The sequence below is a fragment of the Nibricoccus aquaticus genome, assembly GCF_002310495.1.
GTDB lineage: Bacteria > Verrucomicrobiota > Verrucomicrobiia > Opitutales > Opitutaceae > Nibricoccus > Nibricoccus aquaticus.
In genome coordinates this window covers 4,416,140-4,434,060 of sequence record NZ_CP023344.1, presented here as the reverse complement: position 1 = coordinate 4,434,060, position 17,921 = coordinate 4,416,140, and the positions used below count along the sequence as shown (strand labels likewise).

The following is a 17,921-nucleotide window of genomic DNA, read 5'->3' as shown; positions in this document are numbered from 1 at the left end:
CGCCCTGTTCGTTCGCAGCCTCTATTTCCCGACCATGCTGATCCTTCGCGGCTCCTCCGCCCTGTCACCGTTCCGCCTGCAAAAACTCCAGCAAGACCTCGCCTCCGCCGGTCTGCCTGTCCGCAGCCTCAGCACGGCCTTCATCCACGTCGCCGAGATCGAGGGCGACATCACCGCTACCGAGCGCGAAACCCTCGAAAAACTCCTCACCTACGGCCCGCGCCGCGCCGCATCCACCGCCGAGCCCGCCGGCCTGCTCCAGGTCGTTGCCCCGCGCCCCGGTACCATTTCCCCGTGGTCGTCCAAGGCCACCGACATCGCCCACATCTGCGGCCTCGCGAAAGTAAAACGCATCGAGCGCGCCGTCGCCTACTGGATCGAGATCGACAACTCCGCTCTCACCAAGCCGCTCTCCGTCCTTAGCGCCGACCAACTCACCGCGCTGCGCGCGAAGCTCCACGACCGCATGACCCAAGTCGTCGTCAACGACCTCGATTCGCTCGACGTCCTCTTCCGCCACGAATCCCCGCGTCCGATGCAGAGCGTCCCCGTCCTCGCCCAAGGCCGCGCCGCACTCGTCGCCGCCAACCAGTCGCTCGGCCTTGCGCTCGCCGAGGACGAAATCGATTACCTCGTCAAAGCCTTCACCACGCTCGGCCGCGACCCCAACGACATCGAGCTCATGATGTTCGCGCAGGCCAACTCCGAGCACTGCCGCCACAAGATCTTCAACGCCACCTGGGAAATCGACGGCTCCGCCAAGGACAAGTCGCTGTTCCAGATGATCAAGAATACGTATCAGCTCCACAGCGACGGCATCCTGTCCGCCTACAAGGACAACGCCGCCGTCCTCGCCGGCACCCGCGGCGGCCGCTTCTACGTCGATCCGAAAACCGGCGAGTATGCCGCGCACGACGAAGACATCCACATCCTCTGCAAGGTCGAGACGCACAACCACCCGACCGCCATCTCCCCCTTCCCCGGCGCCGCCACCGGCTCCGGCGGCGAAATCCGCGACGAAGGCGCCACCGGCCGCGGCTCAAAACCCAAAGCCGGCCTCTCCGGCTTCACTGTTTCCAATCTGAAAATCCCCGGCGCCGTCCAGCCGTGGGAACACGAGCATGGCAAACCCGGCCGCATCGTCTCCGCCCTCGACATCATGATCGACGGCCCGCTCGGCGGCGCCGCCTTCAACAACGAATTTGGCCGCCCTAACATCAACGGCTACTTCCGCACCTTCGAGCAGGCCGTGCCATCCACCAGCGGCGCCGCCACCGAACTTCGCGGCTACCACAAGCCCATCATGCTCGCCGGCGGACTCGGTAACATCAAAGCCGAGCACGTCCAAAAAGGCGCCATCAACCCCGGCGACAAACTCATCGTTCTCGGCGGACCCGCGATGCTCATCGGCCTCGGTGGCGGCGCAGCCAGCTCCATGGCCAGTGGCTCCGGCAACGAAGACCTCGATTTCGCCTCCGTCCAGCGCGACAACGCAGAGATGGAGCGCCGCTGCCAGGAGGTCATCGACCGCTGCTGGGCGCTCGGCTCCGAAAATCCGATTTCCTTCATCCACGACGTCGGCGCCGGCGGCATCTCCAACGCCCTCCCCGAACTCGTCAACGACGGCGGCCGCGGCGGACGCTTCAAACTCCGCTCCGTCCCCAACGACGAGCCCGGCATGTCCCCGCTCGAGATCTGGTGCAACGAATCGCAAGAGCGCTACGTCCTCGCCGTTCCCGCCGCGCAACTCCCCGTCTTCGAAAAACTCTGCGCCCGCGAGCGCTGCCCCTTCGCCGTCGTAGGCGAAGCCACCGAGGAAAAGAAACTCGTCCTCGAAGATTCCCATTTCAACAACACGCCCATCGACATGCCGCTCGAGGTTCTCCTCGGCAAACCCCCGCGCATGCACCGGAAAGCGGATACGCTGAAGCGTCCGCAGGAGCGCCTCGATCTCCAGCACCTCTCGCTCAACGAGCTCGCCGAGCGCGTCCTCGCCCACCCGACCGTCGCCGACAAAACCTTCCTCATCTCCATCGGCGACCGCACCGTCACTGGCCTCATCGCCCGCGACCAGATGGTCGGCCCATGGCAGGTTCCCGTGGCCGACGTCGCCGTCACCGCCGCCGCGTTCGACGTCTACACCGGCGAAGCCATGTCCATGGGCGAGCGCACGCCCGTCGCCGTCAACAACGCTGCCGCCTCCGCCCGCCTCGCCGTCGGCGAAGCCCTCACCAATCTCGCCGCCGCCCAGATCGGCGACATCGGCAAAGTGAATCTCTCCGCCAACTGGATGGCCGCGCCCGCGCTCCCCGGCGACGGCGCCGATCTCTACGCCGCCGTGAAAGCCGTCGGCATGGAACTCTGCCCCGCGCTCGGCATCACCATCCCCGTCGGCAAGGACTCCATGAGCATGTCCACCGTCTGGAAAGACGCCGCCTCCGGTGAACAAAAACGCATCACCGCGCCGACCTCGCTCATCATCTCCGCCTTCGCCCCCGTCGCCGATATCCGCGCCACGCTCACCCCGCAGCTCCAGCGCATCGACGACTCCGTCCTCCTCCTCATCGACCTCGGCCGCGGCAAAAACCGCCTCGGCGGCTCCATCCTGGCGCAGACCGTTTCCCAGATGGGCGAAGCCACGCCCGACGTCGACAATCCGACCGACCTCAAGAATTTCTGGAACGCCATCCAGAAGCTCAGCCGCGAGAAAAAACTCCTCGCGTATCACGATCGCAGCGACGGCGGCCTCTTCGCCACCATCGCCGAAATGGCCTTCGCAGGACACACCGGCGTCGACCTCAACCTCGCCCCCGCGCCCCTTGGCACGATCACCGCGCTCGCCGCCAACTCCGCCGTCAGTCAGCTCTTCAACGAAGAACTCGGCGCCGTCATCCAAATCCGAGGCGAAGACCTCGACGACGTTTTCCTGATCCTCCGCGAACACGGCTTCAAAACCTGCACCACGATCATCGGCGGACTCAACCCGCACTTCGCCCTCCGCATCACTCAGCCCGGCTCCGGCGAACCGCACATCTTCAACGAGGGCATCTCCACGCTCCGCTCCGTCTGGTCCGACGCCACCCGCCGCATCGCCGCCCTCCGCGACAACCCCGCCTGCGCCGAGTCCGAGTACCAACTCAAACTCGAAAAGGACAACCCCGGCATCACCCCCAAGATCACATTCAAATACCCATTTGAAACCACAGAGAGCACAGAGGTCACAGAGACCAAACCAAAGACCTCTTCCGTTCCGTCCTCTGTGCTCTCTGTGTCCTCTGTGGTTAAAAACTCCGCCGGATCGAATGTCCGTCCCCCTGTCGCGATCCTCCGAGAACAAGGCGTCAACGGCCAGGTCGAGATGGGCGCCGCGCTTACCCGCGCCGGATTCCGCGCGATCGACGTCCACATGACGGACATCCTCACCGGCCGCGTTTCCCTCAAAGACTTCCGCGGCGTCATCGCCTGCGGCGGTTTCAGCTTCGGCGACACTCTCGGCGCCGGCGAAGGCTGGGCCAAGAGCATCCTCTTCAACGAACGCGCCCGCGCCGAGTTCAAGGCCTTCTTCGAGCGCAAAGACACCTTCGCCCTCGGCATCTGCAACGGCTGCCAGATGATGAGCAACCTCCACTCGATCATCCCCGGCGCCGACCACTGGCCGCGCTTCGTGCAAAACCAGTCCGAACGTTTCGAAGCCCGCTTTGCCTCAGTCAAAATCGAGAAAAGCCCCAGCGTTCTCTTCGCCGGCATGGAAGGCTCCGTCCTCCCGATCGCCGTCGCCCACGGCGAAGGCTACGCCGAATTCCCGGACGCCACCGCCGCGAAAACCTTCAGCGACTCCGGCCTCGTCTCCGCGCGCTTCGTGGACAACCACCACGCCATCACCGAACGCTACCCGCTCAATCCAAACGGCTCCCCGCACGGCATCACCGCGCTCACGACAAAAGACGGCCGCGTCACCATCATGATGCCGCACCCCGAGCGCGTCTTCCGCACCGCCGCGATGAGCTGGCACCCCGAAAACTGGGGCGAAGACTCCCCCTGGATGAAACTCTTCCGCAACGCCCGCACTTGGGTTGGGTAACTAGGCTGATCTGCAACGCGCCTCACGAAAATGCAGCACACTCTCTCAGTGTTGATACCTGCATTCAACGAGGAGCGTGCACTTCCACTCTGCGTAACGAACGTGAAATCGGCTCTCGAACGAGTCGCTTCGCTCGTCGGCGGCTCGGAGATCGTCGTATGTGACAACAACTCCACGGATCGTACGGCGGAGGTGGCGCGTTCGCTCGGATGCCGAGTGGTATTCGAACCCAAAAACCAGATAGCGCGTGCCCGAAACGCGGCTGCGAGAGCAGCAATCGGCGACTGGCTGTTGTTTGTCGATGCCGACTCATGGCCATCGCCAGAGCTTCTCGAAGACGCGATCCGGTTAATGAGTGCCGGAGTTCATGTGGGGTGCGGAAGCACGATCAAAATCGTCGACGGCCCTCGCTGGTTCAAATGGGCGTGGGAAAGTAAGAACCTGAGCATGCGCCTGCTGAAATGGTGCCCGGGCGGTTTTCTTTTCTGCGATCGCACGTCGTTCGAAGCGATCGGCGGCTTCCCCGAGGAGTATTACATTTTCGAAGAAGCTGAGTTCGTGCGCCGCTTGAAACGTCATGGCGGGAAGAACGGCTTTCGGTTTGTGGTTCTCCACAAGCATCCCTTCTCGGCCTCTGGTCGCAAAGGGTCAAAATACGGCCTCTGGTCGTGGATGAAAACAGCGTGCTCCTTCTGGCTTTCACCGCAAAAAAAGTCCAAGGACAAAGCCTTCGCCGAAAAGTGGTACGACAGCCGCCGGTAAATCATCCCGTCTATTCATCTCATGCCCTTCGTCCGCACCGAACTCGCACCGCTACCCGCCCGCAAACGCATCGCGCTGGTCGCGCACGATCACGAGAAGGACTCGCTGCTCGCCTGGGCACGCGTTCACCGCGACGCCCTCGCGAAACATGAACTCTTCGGCACCGGCACGACCGGCGGCATGATCGCCAGCGAACTCGGCCTGCCCGTCCGCCGTTTCCTCAGCGGAACGTAGTCGCCCATTTAGAGGGCCGGAAAAAGGGTCAAACTTTGCACACAGCTGAAAAGCTCGCCGCTCGCCCAGACGCGCATCGCGTCGCCGGAACCAACGCACCGCTTGCCACCCCGCTATGGGCTTTGCAGCGTTCCTCAATGTCCGACACCGCCCAAGCAGACCATCTTCGCATCGCTCACGAGCGTCAGGTGGCGATCTATCGGGCCATGTCCCCACAAGACCGCCTGCGCCAGGCGCTCCGCATGAACCGCTCCATGCTCGAACTCCTCGCCGCCGGTTTCCGCCAGCGCCAGCCCACTTGGAGCGACGCCCAAATCCGCACCGCCGTCGCCGACCGTATCCTCCATGCACGCACCGGATGAGCTGAGCCTCTTCGTGGCGCGTTTCGAATCCACCGGCGCGCCCTACATGGTGACCGGCGCGACCGCGGCGATCCTCTAAGGCCAGCCGCGTGTGACCAACGACCTCGATGTCGTGCTGAGCCTCAACGACTCGACCCGCGCCGCGCTCCTGCGCGCCTTCCCCGAATCTGAATTTTATGTCCCGCCCGAGTCGGTGATTCGCACCGAAGAAGCCCGGCCGTAACGCGGACACTTTAACCTCATCCATCACGACTCAGGCTTCAAAGCCGATGTCTATCTCACCGGATCGGACCCGCTTCACGCCTGGGCGATGCCGCTTCGCCGTCGCCTGCCGTGGGGTGAAAATCTCTCCGTCGCGGTCGCGCCTCCGGAGTATGTCGTTCTGCGGAAAATGGACTTCTACCGCGAAGGTGGCTCCAGCAAACACCCCGCGGACATCCGTGCGATCATCGAGGTGACCGGCGTGGACGAAGCCCTGATCCTTCCGTGGATAAAAACGCGTGGCCTCATCGATGACTGGAAGAAAATCCGGTACTGATCGGCTCATTGGTTGCTTGCACATTCAGACGACGAAGAACGCCCGCCATGTTCGTCGGCCGAGCCGATCTCGCGACAATCTTCAGCGGCGTCACTTGTCCGCAGCCTTTTCGATCTGCGCAGCGAGTTCTTCCCGGTTCGGCGGAAATCCATGCGTGACGAAGAAAGCCGTCACCGCATTGGCCACGACAAGACGCTCTTTGAGCGATAACTCCCCGAGCGACGCGCAGAGGTAGCCGCCGTTGAAGCTGTCGCCCGCTCCGGCCAGACGAACGATCTTCGTTTGCCTCGCCTGCAAAGCGAGTGCCACGCCCTCCGTGACACTCGTCGCCACCGCAAACTCCGGCGTGTGCACCACCAGTTCCGCAAAGCCGATTTTTTCGCGCGCAACCGCCAGCGCCGAGCCGATCGCAGCCGGCGTCAGCTCCGGACGCGCCACGCCAATCCTCGAACACAACTCCAGCACCTCATGTTCGTTCAGACTGAGCACCATCGGGATTTTGCCACTGAAAGACCGGATCAACTCCAGGCTGCGGAGGAAACTCTCGCTGGACTTCTTCTTGATGTCGGCGAAATCGAAAAACATCCGGCGTGGCGGCGTCGCCGTTCGATACTGGTCCATGAAGCCTTGGAATAGCTCGTCGAAATTCGCCGTGAGCGACCAGTAGCCGAGCCCGAGGATGTCGACGCCCGAGAACATGGCATCGAGTTTCGCCTGTCCGAAATGTTTCTCGAAATCGCTCCAGCTCAGCGTGGAGACCGCCTCGAGATTGCTCATCAGGATCTTCCCGTCACCAAACTCCAACGCGATCGTCAGCGCCGGATCGCCGAGGGAATGCAGCTCGCAGATTTTCGCGAACGGCTCGTACGCCGGGTCGATGGCCTTGCCGCCGTAGAGACCGGGCAGACGCGGCTTCAAACCGAGACACGCGGCGACGCGGCCGGTGTTGATCGCAAAACCGCCCTCGCAACGGCGCTTCGGCACCAGCTCCAGTCCCACACCGCCATCCGCGCGCTGGACGATCAGCTCGCCGAACTGCTTGAGCTTTTTCATCGGCGTGAAGTCGGCCGGCCCTCGCCTCACGTCCACCAGCTCGTACGTCTCATCGACGAAGCCGTCGCAGCCGAGCAGGATTTTCCCGCGAACGTTTTGTAGGAAGTCAGTGTATCGTTTCATAGGAGTGCTCATGTCTGGCTCCGGAAATCGGTTATTGGATGAACGTGGTGTCCACAGCGTGATCGATATGCGCCCGGTCCGCAGATTGGAGCCGGATGCCGGTGGCTGTGCGCCGTATGCTGCGGACCGAATCGAAACCGGCGGGCAGCGGCGCGACGCCCATGATGTACGGAATGCGCGTGGGCTTGCCTCGGGAAAGCGCGACCGACGTCGGCACGCCTTTCTTCTTCCACGGGTTCGCCGACAACGAGGCCGCGAGACCCAGATGAAAATACGCGGTGACGTCCTCGACACCGAGCACGCCGCGATGCCGTCCGTTCCAAGGCGCATAGTGACGCCCGCCGTTCGAATGCCACAAAACGGTGGAAGCGAGATGCGCCGGGTTCTTGAGGGAAAACCAGACGAACTTCTTCTCGGGAAAAACAACCGCGGCCCACGCGAAGTCGTCCGCGTCTTTGTGGTGCAGCATAACCAGATCCTCGAAACCCGCGCGGGCCGGGAATCGCGTGAGATCGGCTCTTCCGCCATCCGCCATCGGCACGCTTACGAGCTCGCGAAACCACGCGCCCTCCATGAGCGAGGAATAACCACCTTGCACCGGGTTTTCGAACGGAGCCGGAAGCACCTGCGCAAGACGCAGCTTGCTAGTGGAAATCACGCCCGGCCCATTGCGGATGAAATCGAGCATCGCGTGATGACCCAGACACATCCCGCCGCGAAAACCTTCCAGCGTGTGGGCTTGGTAAAGATTCGTTTCTCCCTCTCGCGCCTCGACGACCTTGGTGATTTTCCCGGGACGGACGAGCGTTTGCAGCGTGGCGACGAGACGCCCGGCCTTCGACGAGCACACCTTCCACGTAGCATTCGCGGATTCCCCATGCGGCGGATGCGCTTCCCCGCGGCATGTCGGTCCCGCACCAAAAGGCGCGCAGAAAAAATCCCCGCGCAACTCGCGCAGCAGCGGGATGAGTTTCTTCGCCTCCGGTTGGCCGCACCACGGAGCGGTCGAAAAGGGCTCGACGATTTTGCGGCCGAGACGGAATCGGACGTCGCTGAGTTGCCCGCCGGCGCGGGTGATATCGAAAGAAACGTTCATCGGGGTTGCTGACCGGTGAGATTTGAGCCGCACACGGAAGCCATGAGCGTCGGGTGACCGTCATCGAGGAAGTCGGCGATGGCGCTCATGAGCCTCCACCTCTTCTTCGCCGCCTGCTTCGGGCGTCCGGCCTTCCTCCGGCCGCCACCCGCCGGGGAATCACGCAGCCCCGGACATCCAAATGATCCGGAAATCTGGGAAAGCTCCTCCGGGAGTTCGTTCGCGATAGTGCGTTCGAGACAGGCGGATTCCTCTGCAGCCGTCGCGAGTCTTTTTAACACGGTAGCACTCATAGTGGCGCTATCATCTCCGCAAACGCTTCCAGCGTCTGTGCATCGCTTGGCCAACTGTGCGCGCGAATTAACACTCCGGCCAACATGTTGACGCCCGCAGGCGCAATCGCATCGATTCACCCCGCGTCTCATCGCCTCCGCCGTCCCATGTCTTTCGTCCGCACCGAACTCGCCCCGCTGCCCGCCCGCAAACGCATCGCGCTCGTCGCGCACGATCACGAGAAGGACTCGCTGCTCGCGTGGGCGCGCGTTCATCGCGACGCCCTCGCGAAACATGAACTCTTCGGCACCGGCACGACCGGCGGCATGATCGCCAGCGAACTCGGCCTGCCCGTCCACCGTTTCCTCAGCGGCCCCATCGGCGGCGATCAACAAATCGGCGCCGCCCTCGCCGAGCAGCGCATCGACGTCCTGATCTTCTTCTGGGATCCGCTCGCCGCGCAGCCGCACGACCCCGACGTCAAAGCCCTGCTCCGCCTCGCCGTCCTCTGGAACGTCCCCTGCGCGATGAATCCCGCCACCGCCGACTTCCTCTTCAGCTCCGCCCAGATCGACCAGGACTACACCCGCGCCAGTGGCCGCCGCCCCGGCCGCTGATCATGCGTCGCTCTTTCGCTCAGCAGCACTCTTTTCTTCGATTTTGAAAACCAAACCCGCTCCTTCCGCCAAGTCACCGCTCATTCTAGCGGTCGATGACTCCAAAGGCCTCCGCAGCTTCGTCCAAAAAACGCTCCGCCCGTTCGCCTGCGATGTCCACGAGGCCACCAACGGCTTCAACGCCTTCTTCGCCATCGAGCGCGCCCGCCCCGACCTCATCCTCCTCGACGTCAACATGCCCATCATGGACGGCGTCGAAACCCTCCGGCGGATAAAGTCTACGACCGAGCTTCAAGCCATCCCCGTGATCATGCTGCCCTCGCCCGCCGATCACGCCGTCTTCGACACGCTCACCGCCCTGAAAGCCGACGGCCTCTTGGTGAAACCCTTCAACGAGACCGCCCTCCTCGAAAAAATCCGCACCGTCCTCGATCTCAAGCCCACCTGATCCGGCACGCAGACGCGCTCCGAACCGGACGTATTCAGTTGTTGGTGTAGGGCCTCAGCTCGCCTGAGGCCGTTGCGCTGCGAATGCCGGAAGACCTCAGACGAGCTGAGGCGACACCATTTCAGATTACGATCCCCACTGCCGGGTCAGCGACGATAAGACCGCTCTACTGATTCAGCACCCACGCCACCCCGCCCCCGACGATCAGCCCGAAAAGATGCCCCTCCCACGAGGTGCCATTTCGCGCCGGAGCCACTCCTGCCAGCATACCTCCGTAGAAAACCAGCACGCCACCCGCGATCAGCAGATCGTCCGTCGCCCGCGTGAACCACGCCAGCCCGACCAGCCAGCCGAAGAATCCAAAGATCACGCCGCTCATTCCCATGTGCGCCGCCTTCCGTCCGCACAGCCAGAGCAGCACGCCTTGCGCGCCCGCGATCATCAGCGAGACGCGCAAAAACTCATCCTCCCCTCGCCGCAAGATCAGCGCCCCGAGCACCACAAACGCCGGTAGATTCGCGATCAGGTGTGCGAAGTTCGCATGGATAAATGGCGCCGTCACGATCCCGACTAATCCGCCCGCCGTGCGCGGCACGATCGCCAGTTTCGTGGCCGTCGCTTGCGATGCCAGCGTCATCAACGTCCCCAAAACCATCGCAGCCCCCGGCCATGCCAGCAGGCAGTAAGGCCGGTCAGTGAAGAGTCGCGCGAAAAATCCCAATACGTCGTCCATGATGTGAAACCGCACTCATGGACGCCCCGCCCGTCACCGTCACCGTTTTTCCACCAACGCCTTCAAGCTCGCCAGCCCTTCCTCAAACGGCTCCCCGATCATCTTGTCCTGACTCATGACGAGACAAAATGCCTTCGAGATAAACCCGTTCTCTCCCGACATGCTCCAGGTCACCGTCGTCTGATTTCCCTCCGGTTTCAGCGTGAACGCTGTCGCGCAGACCGACTCAAACGGCTTCAGGAATTCCAGCCGGATGCCCACGTACTCATTCACACGGCTCTCCGTGATCGTCTGCCTTCCCTCGCCCGCCTGACTGTTGCCCGCCCAGCTCATCGTCGCGCCCACTCCCGCCGAAAGCTCCGCAAATGTATACGTCGCGTTCGGATCCATTTTCTTCCACGGCGACCACTCCTGCATTTTCCGCAGATCATTGGTGTGCGGAAAAACCTCTGCCGCTGGAGCCGAAATCACGACCGAGCGCTCGATGCGAAACTCAGATGGCTGCAACGCGACCACGACGACAAAGATCACGATGATAACCGCGAGGCAGATAAGGATTTTCTTAAACATGAGTATTGGGATTTAAGGTTGGGGAAAAGAAGGAGGGCTCCGTTCAACTCGCTCAGCACACAGCACGCGCCACGAACAATGGGAGATAAGCCTTCCGGTAGACCCACGCGAGATAGAGTTCCAGCGCGGCAAATAGGAGAGCCATCGGCAGCCCGCTGCGTTCGAGGAAAAGGTGAAACAAAACGCTGTTCACAAAAAATGGCGCCATTAGCACCAGCGCCAGCGGCACAAATCGTCCGAGCACCAACAGCACGCCCGAGACCAGCATCGTCGCACCGATCAGCGGCATCATGTAACCCGACTCCATCAACGCTCCAGCAAATGCCATCGCCTTTTCCGGAAGCGGCTCGGGCGGCGGCGGGATAAAATTAAGAAAGCCGTTCAGGCCGAAAATCACGAGCGGCAATCCAAGCAGGATGCGCGCGATGACGGGCAGGAATCGCGTAAAAGACTTCCTAGGTGGCTGGCTGGCTCCGACGAGCGACGATACGGTTTCAGAATTCATGGGAAGTGGTGGCGTGTGAAATTTGGATTGGCCGTGAGGAGTGGCTTCCAAACACTCAACGAACGACAGGACCCGATCCGGACACCCTCCGACTTCAAATTTCGCCCCACAGCCATGGCCACCACCGCCGTCCCCTTCATGCTGATCTTCCGCGAATCACCCGAGTATTATTCCGGGATGTCCGAGGACAAACGCCGCCAGATCCTCAGCACATGGAACGCCTGGTACGACGGTCTCGCCCGCCAGGGAAAAGCCACCGGCGGAAACGCTCTCGACATCGCCACCTCGCGCACCGTCTCCGGCCCACACGGTGAGCGTCTCGTCGACGGTCCTTACGCCGAGGCCAAGGAAGCTATCGCCGGCTATTTCATGCTCAGTGTCTCCGGCATGGAGGAGGCCACCGAGATCGCCCGCCACTGCCCCAATCTCGCTTACGGCATGACCGTCGAAGTCCGGCCGCTCGCGACCGCCTGCCACATCGCAAAGTCCCTCGCCATGGATTCCATGCGCGAGCCGATCCGTAGCTGATTCAGTGCGTTCGCGGCAGAGTCGGGGAAAACCCTGCGGCTGCTAACGCTCAAACCCCGACGAACTCCGCGCGCCTCGGTGTGTCTATGGGCAACCAGCATCGCAGCCCCATGGCCTATCCCACCCCTGCCGACGAACACTCCGGCGCCCCGGAAGCCGGATTGCATCCGCGCTTCACCTGCCGCTTCTGCGGACAAACGCATTGCGCGGTTGCGCTCAAATCTCGCCAACGCGCTCAATGTGTACGCTGCGGCCTCACACTCGCCAAGGGCTCGCGCTTCGGCGCAGACACTACCGCCGCCTTAGTCACAGCCGCCCTGATTCTCACGATCCCGGCTCTGACCTTGCCGTTCGTTACCGTCGGCAAACTGGGCAGCGAGCATGTCGGCTATCTTTTTTCGGGTGCTCGCGCGCTGTGGTCCGAAAACATGCAGCTGCTCTCTCTCTGGGTGTCGCTCTGCGCAGGACTGCTTCCCGTTGTGCTGCTGGGCTTGCTGGCGGCGCTCACGCTTCCGGAGCGATTTTTGAAATCAGCCCCGTGGACAACCCACCTGCGTCGTCTCGCTGTCGCCGTCGCTCCCTGGGCGATGCCCGAGGTTTATCTATTAGGCGTCCTCGTCGCACTCACGAAACTGGGAAGCCTGGTCGATGTGAAAATAGGCCCGGGCTTTTGGTGCTACGCCGCGATGTCAGTCCTTGTCCTGCTCGCGTGGCGAAATTTCCACCTGGGGTCGGAAACACAAGAAAGCTCGCGGGCATGAGCACGCAGAAAAACAGCACAGCTCTGCAACCGGATTTTTCCCGCTCGCTCGCTTTCACGCTGGCTGCGGCGATCATGCTGATTCCCGCCAACCTGCTTCCGATCCTGACTTCGGATACGGGCGGCGTTTCCCGGATCGACACGATCTACTCGGGCATTCTGGGACTTTTCGAAAGCGGGCTTTGGCCGCTGGCATTGATCGTGGCTGCCGCCAGCCTGCTGATCCCCTTCATCAAACTCGGAGGACTGGTCGTCCTCATGCTCGCCGCACGCCGTGGTCCCTCCCCGCACGCTAGGCGTTTGACCCGGTTGTATGCAGTCCTCGACTTCATCGGCCGCTGGTCGATGCTCGATGTTTTCCTCGTGGCGTTTCTCACGAGCGCCGTGCGCTTCGGCGCCCTCAGCACAATCCGCCCCGGCGCCGGTATCGTTGCGTTTGCCGCCGCTGTGGTACTGACGATCCTCGCCACTCATGCATTCGACCCGCGCACACTTTGGCTCCAGCCGCATCGCAGCTCAACGACCCCATCGCAATGACCACTTCCGCTACCCCAAAAATCTCCCGGGCCACCTCGCTTCCGCTAATATGGATCGTGCCTCTGATCGCCTTGCTACTCGGGGGCTGGATGATTTTCCGCGCCGTCCGCGATCACGGTCCCGAGGTGACGATCGAGTTTGAAGACGGTACTGGCGTCGAAGCCGGGAAGACTCAGCTGAAACACAAAGGCAGCACCGTCGGCACCGTCACATCTGTAGATATGAAGCCAGACCTCAGCGGTGTCATCGTGCGCGTGCAGCTTCAGAAATCCGCCGCCGCTCTCGCCCGGCGTGATTCACGATTCTGGATCGTGCGTCCCGAGATTGGCTTCTCCGGCGTCACCGGTTTGGACACCCTGCTGACGGGCGTTCAACTCGCCGTCCGTCCCGGCGAGGGCGACCTGGCGGAAAACTTCACCGGTCTCGAAAAAGCACCGCCTCCGGTGCCATCGAAACAGGGCCGCAGTTTCTTCATCCAAAGCGACCGCCTCGGTTCGCTCAATCCCGGCTCCCCCGTGTTTTATCGCGAGGTGAAAGTCGGCGAAGTCGAAGCCAGCCGCCTCGCCGACGACGCCACATCCGTGCTGATCCGCTTCCGCGTCGAAAGCGCCTACGCCGATCTCGTGCGCACCGATTCCCGTTTCTGGAACGCCGGCGGATTCTCCTTCAAAGTCGGCCTGCTAGGCGCCGAACTTAAAAACACGTCCCTCGAATCGCTGGTCAGCGGCGGCATCGCTTTCGCCACACCCGAACCTTCCGATAAAAACGGCCCGCTCGCACCTGCCGCCAAAGAGGAAACCGTTTTCAAACTCCAGACCGAGCCCGAGAAAGACTGGCTCAACTGGCGTCCGAAAATTTCCATTCGCCCTGAAGAAAGCGGCCCCGACCAAAATCCCGCGCCTAAAGATCTATCGGACGTCATGAAGGCGAAATAACCCCGCGCCCTTCATCTCACGTTCGCCGCCGCACTCCGGCGAACCTCTCGCCAGATCGCGGCAAATTTGCGGACGTTGTTCGTAGATGGAGCAGAAAAATTCCGCCGCACCATCCTCCGCATGTCTTAGTTCAAGCGCCGCGCAGTGTCCTTCACGCATGAGCATGAAGGCGCGATTCCCTACGAAGTGTGCCACGCGCTCGGCCGCATCACCGAGCCGCGTCCAGTCATCACCCGACACTCTCACATAGCTTTCGAGGCTTGAAAAGCAGCAGACACCACAGCGGCGGCAATCGTCAGGGGTATTCACGGGTTGCGTGAGCACCGATCCTGCCCGACCTCTAAAAGCAGGCAATCGTTTCCTCGACGCAGTCTCATCACCCCTCCGGACTCGTTAAACCACTCCCCATCTTCGCAAAGAAAAACGCCACTCCTGTCGATTTCGCCCCGCCTCGTTCGACTCAGAGGTGAACACTCAACTACCCAAGCCCATGCAATACGTGATGCTCATCTACCTCGACTCTCAACGCTGGTCCACGCTCTCCACCGACGAACGCAACCGCGTCCATCAAGAATGCGGCGCCTGGCACGAAGCCCTCGTCAAAAGCGGCCACAGCCGCAGCTGCTCCGGTCTTCAGCCGCCCTCCACCGCGACCACTCTTCGCGAAGCCCATGGCAAAACCATCATCACCGATGGCCCTTTCGCTGAGACGAAGGAATTCCTCGGCGGCTTCGAAATCCTCGAATGCGCCCATCTCGACGAAGCCATCGCCATCGCCAAACGCTTTCCGGGGCTTCGCGTCGGCACCGCCGTCGAACTGCGCCCCCACGTCGTCGGCAATGAATGCAAAGACTGACGCCTCTTCCTCGGCCCACGCATCGATTCCCTGACGACCAGCCAGTGACCCTCGGCGAACTTCACCGCGAACACTACGGACGCATCCTCGCGAGTCTCATCCGCGCCGTTCGCGATTTCACGCTTGCTGAAGACGCGCTTCAGGAAGCTTTCGCCATTGCCGTCGCCCAGTGGCCGCAGAAAGGCCCCCCGCCCAATCCCGTCGCTTGGCTCCTCGCCACCGCGCGTAACAAAGCCATCGACCAGATCCGTCACCGCGCGATGGCCGCCCATAAACACGAGGAAATGATCACGCTCGCTACCCTCGAGGAAAGCGCGCCCGAGCCCGCTGACACGCTCCGCCTCATCTTCACGTGCTGCCACCCCGCGATCGCACCCGAAGCGCAAATCGCCCTCACCCTTCACACCGTCTGCGGCCTCACCACCGAGGAAATCGCCCGCGCCTTCCTCGTCCCCGTTCCCACGCTCGCCCAGCGCCTCGTCCGCGCCAAAACCAAGATCAAGCTCGCCGCCATCCCGTACTCGATTCCCGGTGACGACGAACTCCCCTCCCGTCTCTCGGCCGCGCTTCACGTTGTCTACCTCGTCTTCAACGAAGGCTACTCCGCCAGCTCCGGCACCGAAATAATCCGCGCCGATCTCTGCGCCGACGCCATCCGCCTCGCCCGCCAGCTCGTCGGGCTCCTCCCGCTCGAACGCGAGCCCCGCGCCCTCCTTGCCCTCATGCTCCTTAACGACGCCCGCCGCCCCGCCCGCACCGATGCATCCGGCGACCTCGTCCTCCTCGAAGATCAAGACCGCACGCTCTGGGACCGCGCCAAAATCGCCGAAGGCACCGCCCTCCTCGACGCCATTTTCAGCCACACTTCTCCCTCACCTTCTCCGACAACCGCGTGGGGGAAGTCTCTACGCGGTGCCCCCTACGCACTTCAGGCCGCCATTGCCGCACTTCACGCAAACGCTCCGACCGCCGACAAAACCGACTGGCCGCAAATCGCCGCGCTCTACGCGCTGCTCGCGCAACTCACGCCATCACCCATCATCGAACTCAACCGCGCCGTCGCCATCGCCATGTCCGGCCACCTCGAAAACGCGCTCACGCTTCTCGATCAGCTCGACCTCCCCGGCTACCACCGCCTCCCCGCCGCCCGCGCCGATCTTCTCCGCCGCACCGGCCGCTTTCCGGAGGCCGCCGTCGCCTACGGCGAAGCCCTGTCCTTGGTTCGCAACGACGCCGAACGCCGCCACCTTCAAAAACGCCTCCAGGAGGTTTCCACTTCCTCCCCTTGAAACCCGCCCGGTACGCTCCGTTTGTCTTCCCGCGCGCTGTCCGCTTTCACCGCCTTCATTCGTTGAGGAAGTGAGCAGCGCTCCGCACATCCTGCTGACACAACGCTGTCACGCTCGTCCCGTATTCTGCCCGCCTTTCGTTAAAAACGCTCCCGCATGTCCGAACCCTCACCATCGTTCCCCTCTACGCCAGAAACGCCACCGGCCACTCCACCCGCCGGCTTCTGGCGCAGCGTAGGCCAGGCCCTCAAAGGCGGGCACTTCGATCTCACCTCCGTCTCGCTCAACCGCTCCGTCCTCCTCCTCGCGGTGCCCATGGTCCTCGAGATGATCATGGAATCGCTGTTCGCCGTTGTGGATGTCTTCTGGGTATCCCGCCTCGGTAGAGAGGCGATCGCCGTCGTCGGCCTGACTGAGTCGATCATGTCACTGATCTACGCCGTCGCGATGGGCATCTCGTTTGCCGCGACGGCCGTCGTCGCCCGCCGCATCGGTGAAAAAGATCCGCGACGCGCCGCACAGACCGCCGGGCAAATCCTGCTCCTCGGCGTAGGCTGCTCCGCGCTCATCGGCCTCGTCCTTGGCTATTTCGCCCCCGACATCCTGCGCCTGATGGGCGCCGACGAAAGTATTGTGACTCTGGGCACAGACTTCGCGCGCATCATGCTCGGAGGAAACATGACCGTGTTCATGATCTTCTTGATCAACGCGATTTTCCGCGGTGCCGGTGACGCCGTGATCGCGATGCGCACGCTCTGGCTCGCCAACGGCCTCAACATCGTCCTCGGCCCGCTCTTCATCTTCGGCTGGGGCCCGTTTCCCGAAATGGGTGTCACCGGCGCCGCCGTCGCCACCAACATCGGCCGCGGCATCGGCGTGCTCTACCAATTGTGGCATCTCACCGTACGCGCGGGCCGCATCCGCATTCACCTTCCCGATCTTGCACCACAGCGCGAGATGCTCGTGACGATTCTCAAGACCTCGGGCAACGGCATCGCTCAAATGTTTATCGCGACGACCAGCTGGGTCGGGCTCTTTAAGATTCTTTCGACGTTCGGAAGTCCGGTGCTCGCCGGTTACACCATCGCGATCCGAGTCGTCATCTTCGCCTTGATGCCCGCCTGGGGACTCGCCAACGCCGGAGCCACGCTCGTCGGCCAGAATCTTGGTGCAGACAAACCTGATCGCGCTGAAAAAGCGGTCCGGATCGCGACGAAGTTCAACGTGATCTTTCTCGGTGTGGTTGGTCTCCTATTCGTCGCGTTCTCCAGCGTGATCGTCGGCTTCTTCACGACCGACCCGGAGGTTTATTCCAACGCCGTGCGCGCACTCTGGATCATGAGCCTCGCGTTTCCCCTCTTCGCAGCGGGCATGTGTTTTGAAGGAACGTTCAACGGATCCGGCGATACGTGGACGCCCACCCGACTCAATTTCTTCTGCTTCTGGCTCGGACAGGTACCACTCGCGTACATACTTGCCGTGCCGCTCGGCTTCGGACCAACGGGAGTCTTCATCGCAGTGCCCGTTTCCTTCACTGCTCTCACGATCTGGAGCGGAATTCTTTTCCGTCAGGGAAAATGGAAGCTGAAGAAGGTCTGATCTCTAGGCCTCCTCGGAGAAG

At 62.4% G+C, this 17,921-nt stretch carries 20 protein-coding genes and 1 pseudogene; 15 read left to right on the top strand and 6 right to left on the bottom strand.

What is annotated here, in order from left to right:
* Positions 1-34 precede the first annotated feature (34 nt).
* From purL to CMV30_RS17970, 6 genes and pseudogenes are all read left to right on the top strand, one after another.
* Positions 35-4,081: a phosphoribosylformylglycinamidine synthase gene (gene purL, locus CMV30_RS17990; protein ID WP_096057856.1), complete on the top strand. Its 4,047-nt coding sequence runs from the start codon at positions 35-37 to the stop codon at positions 4,079-4,081.
* A 30-nt stretch (positions 4,082-4,111) separates the two neighbouring features.
* Positions 4,112-4,843, top strand: a complete 732-nt coding sequence (locus CMV30_RS17985; protein ID WP_096057314.1) for a glycosyltransferase — start codon at positions 4,112-4,114, stop codon at positions 4,841-4,843.
* A 21-nt stretch (positions 4,844-4,864) separates the two neighbouring features.
* A pseudogene (locus CMV30_RS17980) lies at positions 4,865-5,071 on the top strand (hypothetical protein); the annotation flags it as partial.
* A 143-nt stretch (positions 5,072-5,214) separates the two neighbouring features.
* A complete protein-coding gene (locus CMV30_RS17975) occupies positions 5,215-5,439 on the top strand; it encodes a hypothetical protein (protein WP_096057312.1) in 225 nt (74 codons plus the stop codon).
* A 91-nt stretch (positions 5,440-5,530) separates the two neighbouring features.
* On the top strand, positions 5,531-5,662 hold the full coding sequence (locus CMV30_RS20835; protein ID WP_281254868.1) for a hypothetical protein: 132 nt from the start codon (positions 5,531-5,533) through the stop codon (positions 5,660-5,662).
* A gap of 87 nt (positions 5,663-5,749) precedes the next feature.
* Positions 5,750-5,977, top strand: a complete 228-nt coding sequence (locus CMV30_RS17970; RefSeq protein ID WP_096057311.1) for a hypothetical protein — start codon at positions 5,750-5,752, stop codon at positions 5,975-5,977.
* Between the two features lie 90 nt (positions 5,978-6,067).
* Here CMV30_RS17970 and CMV30_RS17965 read toward each other — a convergent pair whose 3' ends face one another.
* Together CMV30_RS17965 and CMV30_RS17960 are read right to left on the bottom strand one after the other, a co-directional pair.
* Positions 6,068-7,153 carry a PfkB family carbohydrate kinase gene (locus CMV30_RS17965; protein WP_175414954.1) on the bottom strand — a complete coding sequence of 362 codons (1,086 nt, stop codon included), beginning with the start codon at positions 7,151-7,153 and terminating at the stop codon, positions 6,068-6,070.
* A gap of 31 nt (positions 7,154-7,184) precedes the next feature.
* Complete coding sequence (locus CMV30_RS17960; protein WP_138223376.1) at positions 7,185-8,003, bottom strand: hypothetical protein; 819 nt, start codon at positions 8,001-8,003, stop codon at positions 7,185-7,187.
* Between the two features lie 686 nt (positions 8,004-8,689).
* On the opposite strand from CMV30_RS17960, the gene CMV30_RS17950 reads away from it, so the two are divergent.
* Together CMV30_RS17950 and CMV30_RS17945 are read left to right on the top strand one after the other, a co-directional pair.
* The gene (locus tag CMV30_RS17950; protein WP_096057307.1) at positions 8,690-9,139 is read left to right on the top strand and encodes a methylglyoxal synthase; all 450 of its coding nucleotides are present in this window, start codon (positions 8,690-8,692) and stop codon (positions 9,137-9,139) included.
* Positions 9,140-9,182: 43 nt separating this feature from the next.
* Entirely contained in the window at positions 9,183-9,587 is a 405-nt protein-coding gene (locus CMV30_RS17945; RefSeq protein WP_175414953.1) for a response regulator, read from the top strand.
* Between the two features lie 166 nt (positions 9,588-9,753).
* Here the strand turns inward: CMV30_RS17945 and CMV30_RS17940 are convergent, their stop codons facing one another.
* From CMV30_RS17940 to CMV30_RS17930, 3 genes are read right to left on the bottom strand one after another with little or no spacing between them, the layout of a single operon-like run.
* Complete coding sequence (locus tag CMV30_RS17940) at positions 9,754-10,320, bottom strand: rhomboid family intramembrane serine protease (protein ID WP_096057305.1); 567 nt, start codon at positions 10,318-10,320, stop codon at positions 9,754-9,756.
* A 39-nt stretch (positions 10,321-10,359) separates the two neighbouring features.
* Positions 10,360-10,890 (bottom strand): SRPBCC family protein, encoded by a 531-nt coding sequence (locus CMV30_RS17935; RefSeq protein WP_096057304.1) that lies wholly within the window; start codon positions 10,888-10,890, stop codon positions 10,360-10,362.
* A gap of 52 nt (positions 10,891-10,942) precedes the next feature.
* Positions 10,943-11,395: a DoxX family protein gene (locus tag CMV30_RS17930; RefSeq protein ID WP_096057303.1), complete on the bottom strand. Its 453-nt coding sequence runs from the start codon at positions 11,393-11,395 to the stop codon at positions 10,943-10,945.
* 114 nt (positions 11,396-11,509) lie between these two features.
* Here CMV30_RS17930 and CMV30_RS17925 point away from each other — a divergent pair, with 114 nt between their 5' ends.
* From CMV30_RS17925 to CMV30_RS17910, 4 genes are all read left to right on the top strand, one after another.
* Entirely contained in the window at positions 11,510-11,923 is a 414-nt protein-coding gene (locus CMV30_RS17925; protein WP_096057302.1) for a YciI family protein, read from the top strand.
* A gap of 110 nt (positions 11,924-12,033) precedes the next feature.
* Complete coding sequence (locus CMV30_RS17920; protein WP_175414952.1) at positions 12,034-12,684, top strand: paraquat-inducible protein A; 651 nt, start codon at positions 12,034-12,036, stop codon at positions 12,682-12,684.
* A complete protein-coding gene (locus tag CMV30_RS17915; RefSeq protein WP_096057300.1) occupies positions 12,681-13,220 on the top strand; it encodes a paraquat-inducible protein A in 540 nt (179 codons plus the stop codon). Before CMV30_RS17920 ends, CMV30_RS17915 begins: the two co-directional genes overlap by 4 nt.
* 56 nt (positions 13,221-13,276) lie before the next feature.
* Positions 13,277-14,155 (top strand): PqiB family protein, encoded by an 879-nt coding sequence (locus CMV30_RS17910; protein ID WP_175414951.1) that lies wholly within the window; start codon positions 13,277-13,279, stop codon positions 14,153-14,155.
* On the opposite strand, the gene CMV30_RS17905 is transcribed toward CMV30_RS17910, so the two are convergent.
* On the bottom strand, positions 14,129-14,464 hold the full coding sequence (locus CMV30_RS17905) for a YkgJ family cysteine cluster protein (RefSeq protein WP_245844322.1): 336 nt from the start codon (positions 14,462-14,464) through the stop codon (positions 14,129-14,131). The genes CMV30_RS17910 and CMV30_RS17905 overlap by 27 nt on opposite strands.
* Positions 14,465-14,645: 181 nt before the next feature.
* Here CMV30_RS17905 and CMV30_RS17900 point away from each other — a divergent pair, with 181 nt between their 5' ends.
* From CMV30_RS17900 to CMV30_RS17890, 3 genes are all read left to right on the top strand, one after another.
* Positions 14,646-15,011, top strand: a complete 366-nt coding sequence (locus tag CMV30_RS17900; RefSeq protein ID WP_096057297.1) for a YciI family protein — start codon at positions 14,646-14,648, stop codon at positions 15,009-15,011.
* A gap of 44 nt (positions 15,012-15,055) precedes the next feature.
* Entirely contained in the window at positions 15,056-16,300 is a 1,245-nt protein-coding gene (locus CMV30_RS17895; protein WP_217494422.1) for an RNA polymerase sigma factor, read from the top strand.
* Between the two features lie 156 nt (positions 16,301-16,456).
* Positions 16,457-17,899 (top strand): MATE family efflux transporter, encoded by a 1,443-nt coding sequence (locus CMV30_RS17890; RefSeq protein ID WP_096057295.1) that lies wholly within the window; start codon positions 16,457-16,459, stop codon positions 17,897-17,899.
* Positions 17,900-17,921 lie beyond the last annotated feature (22 nt).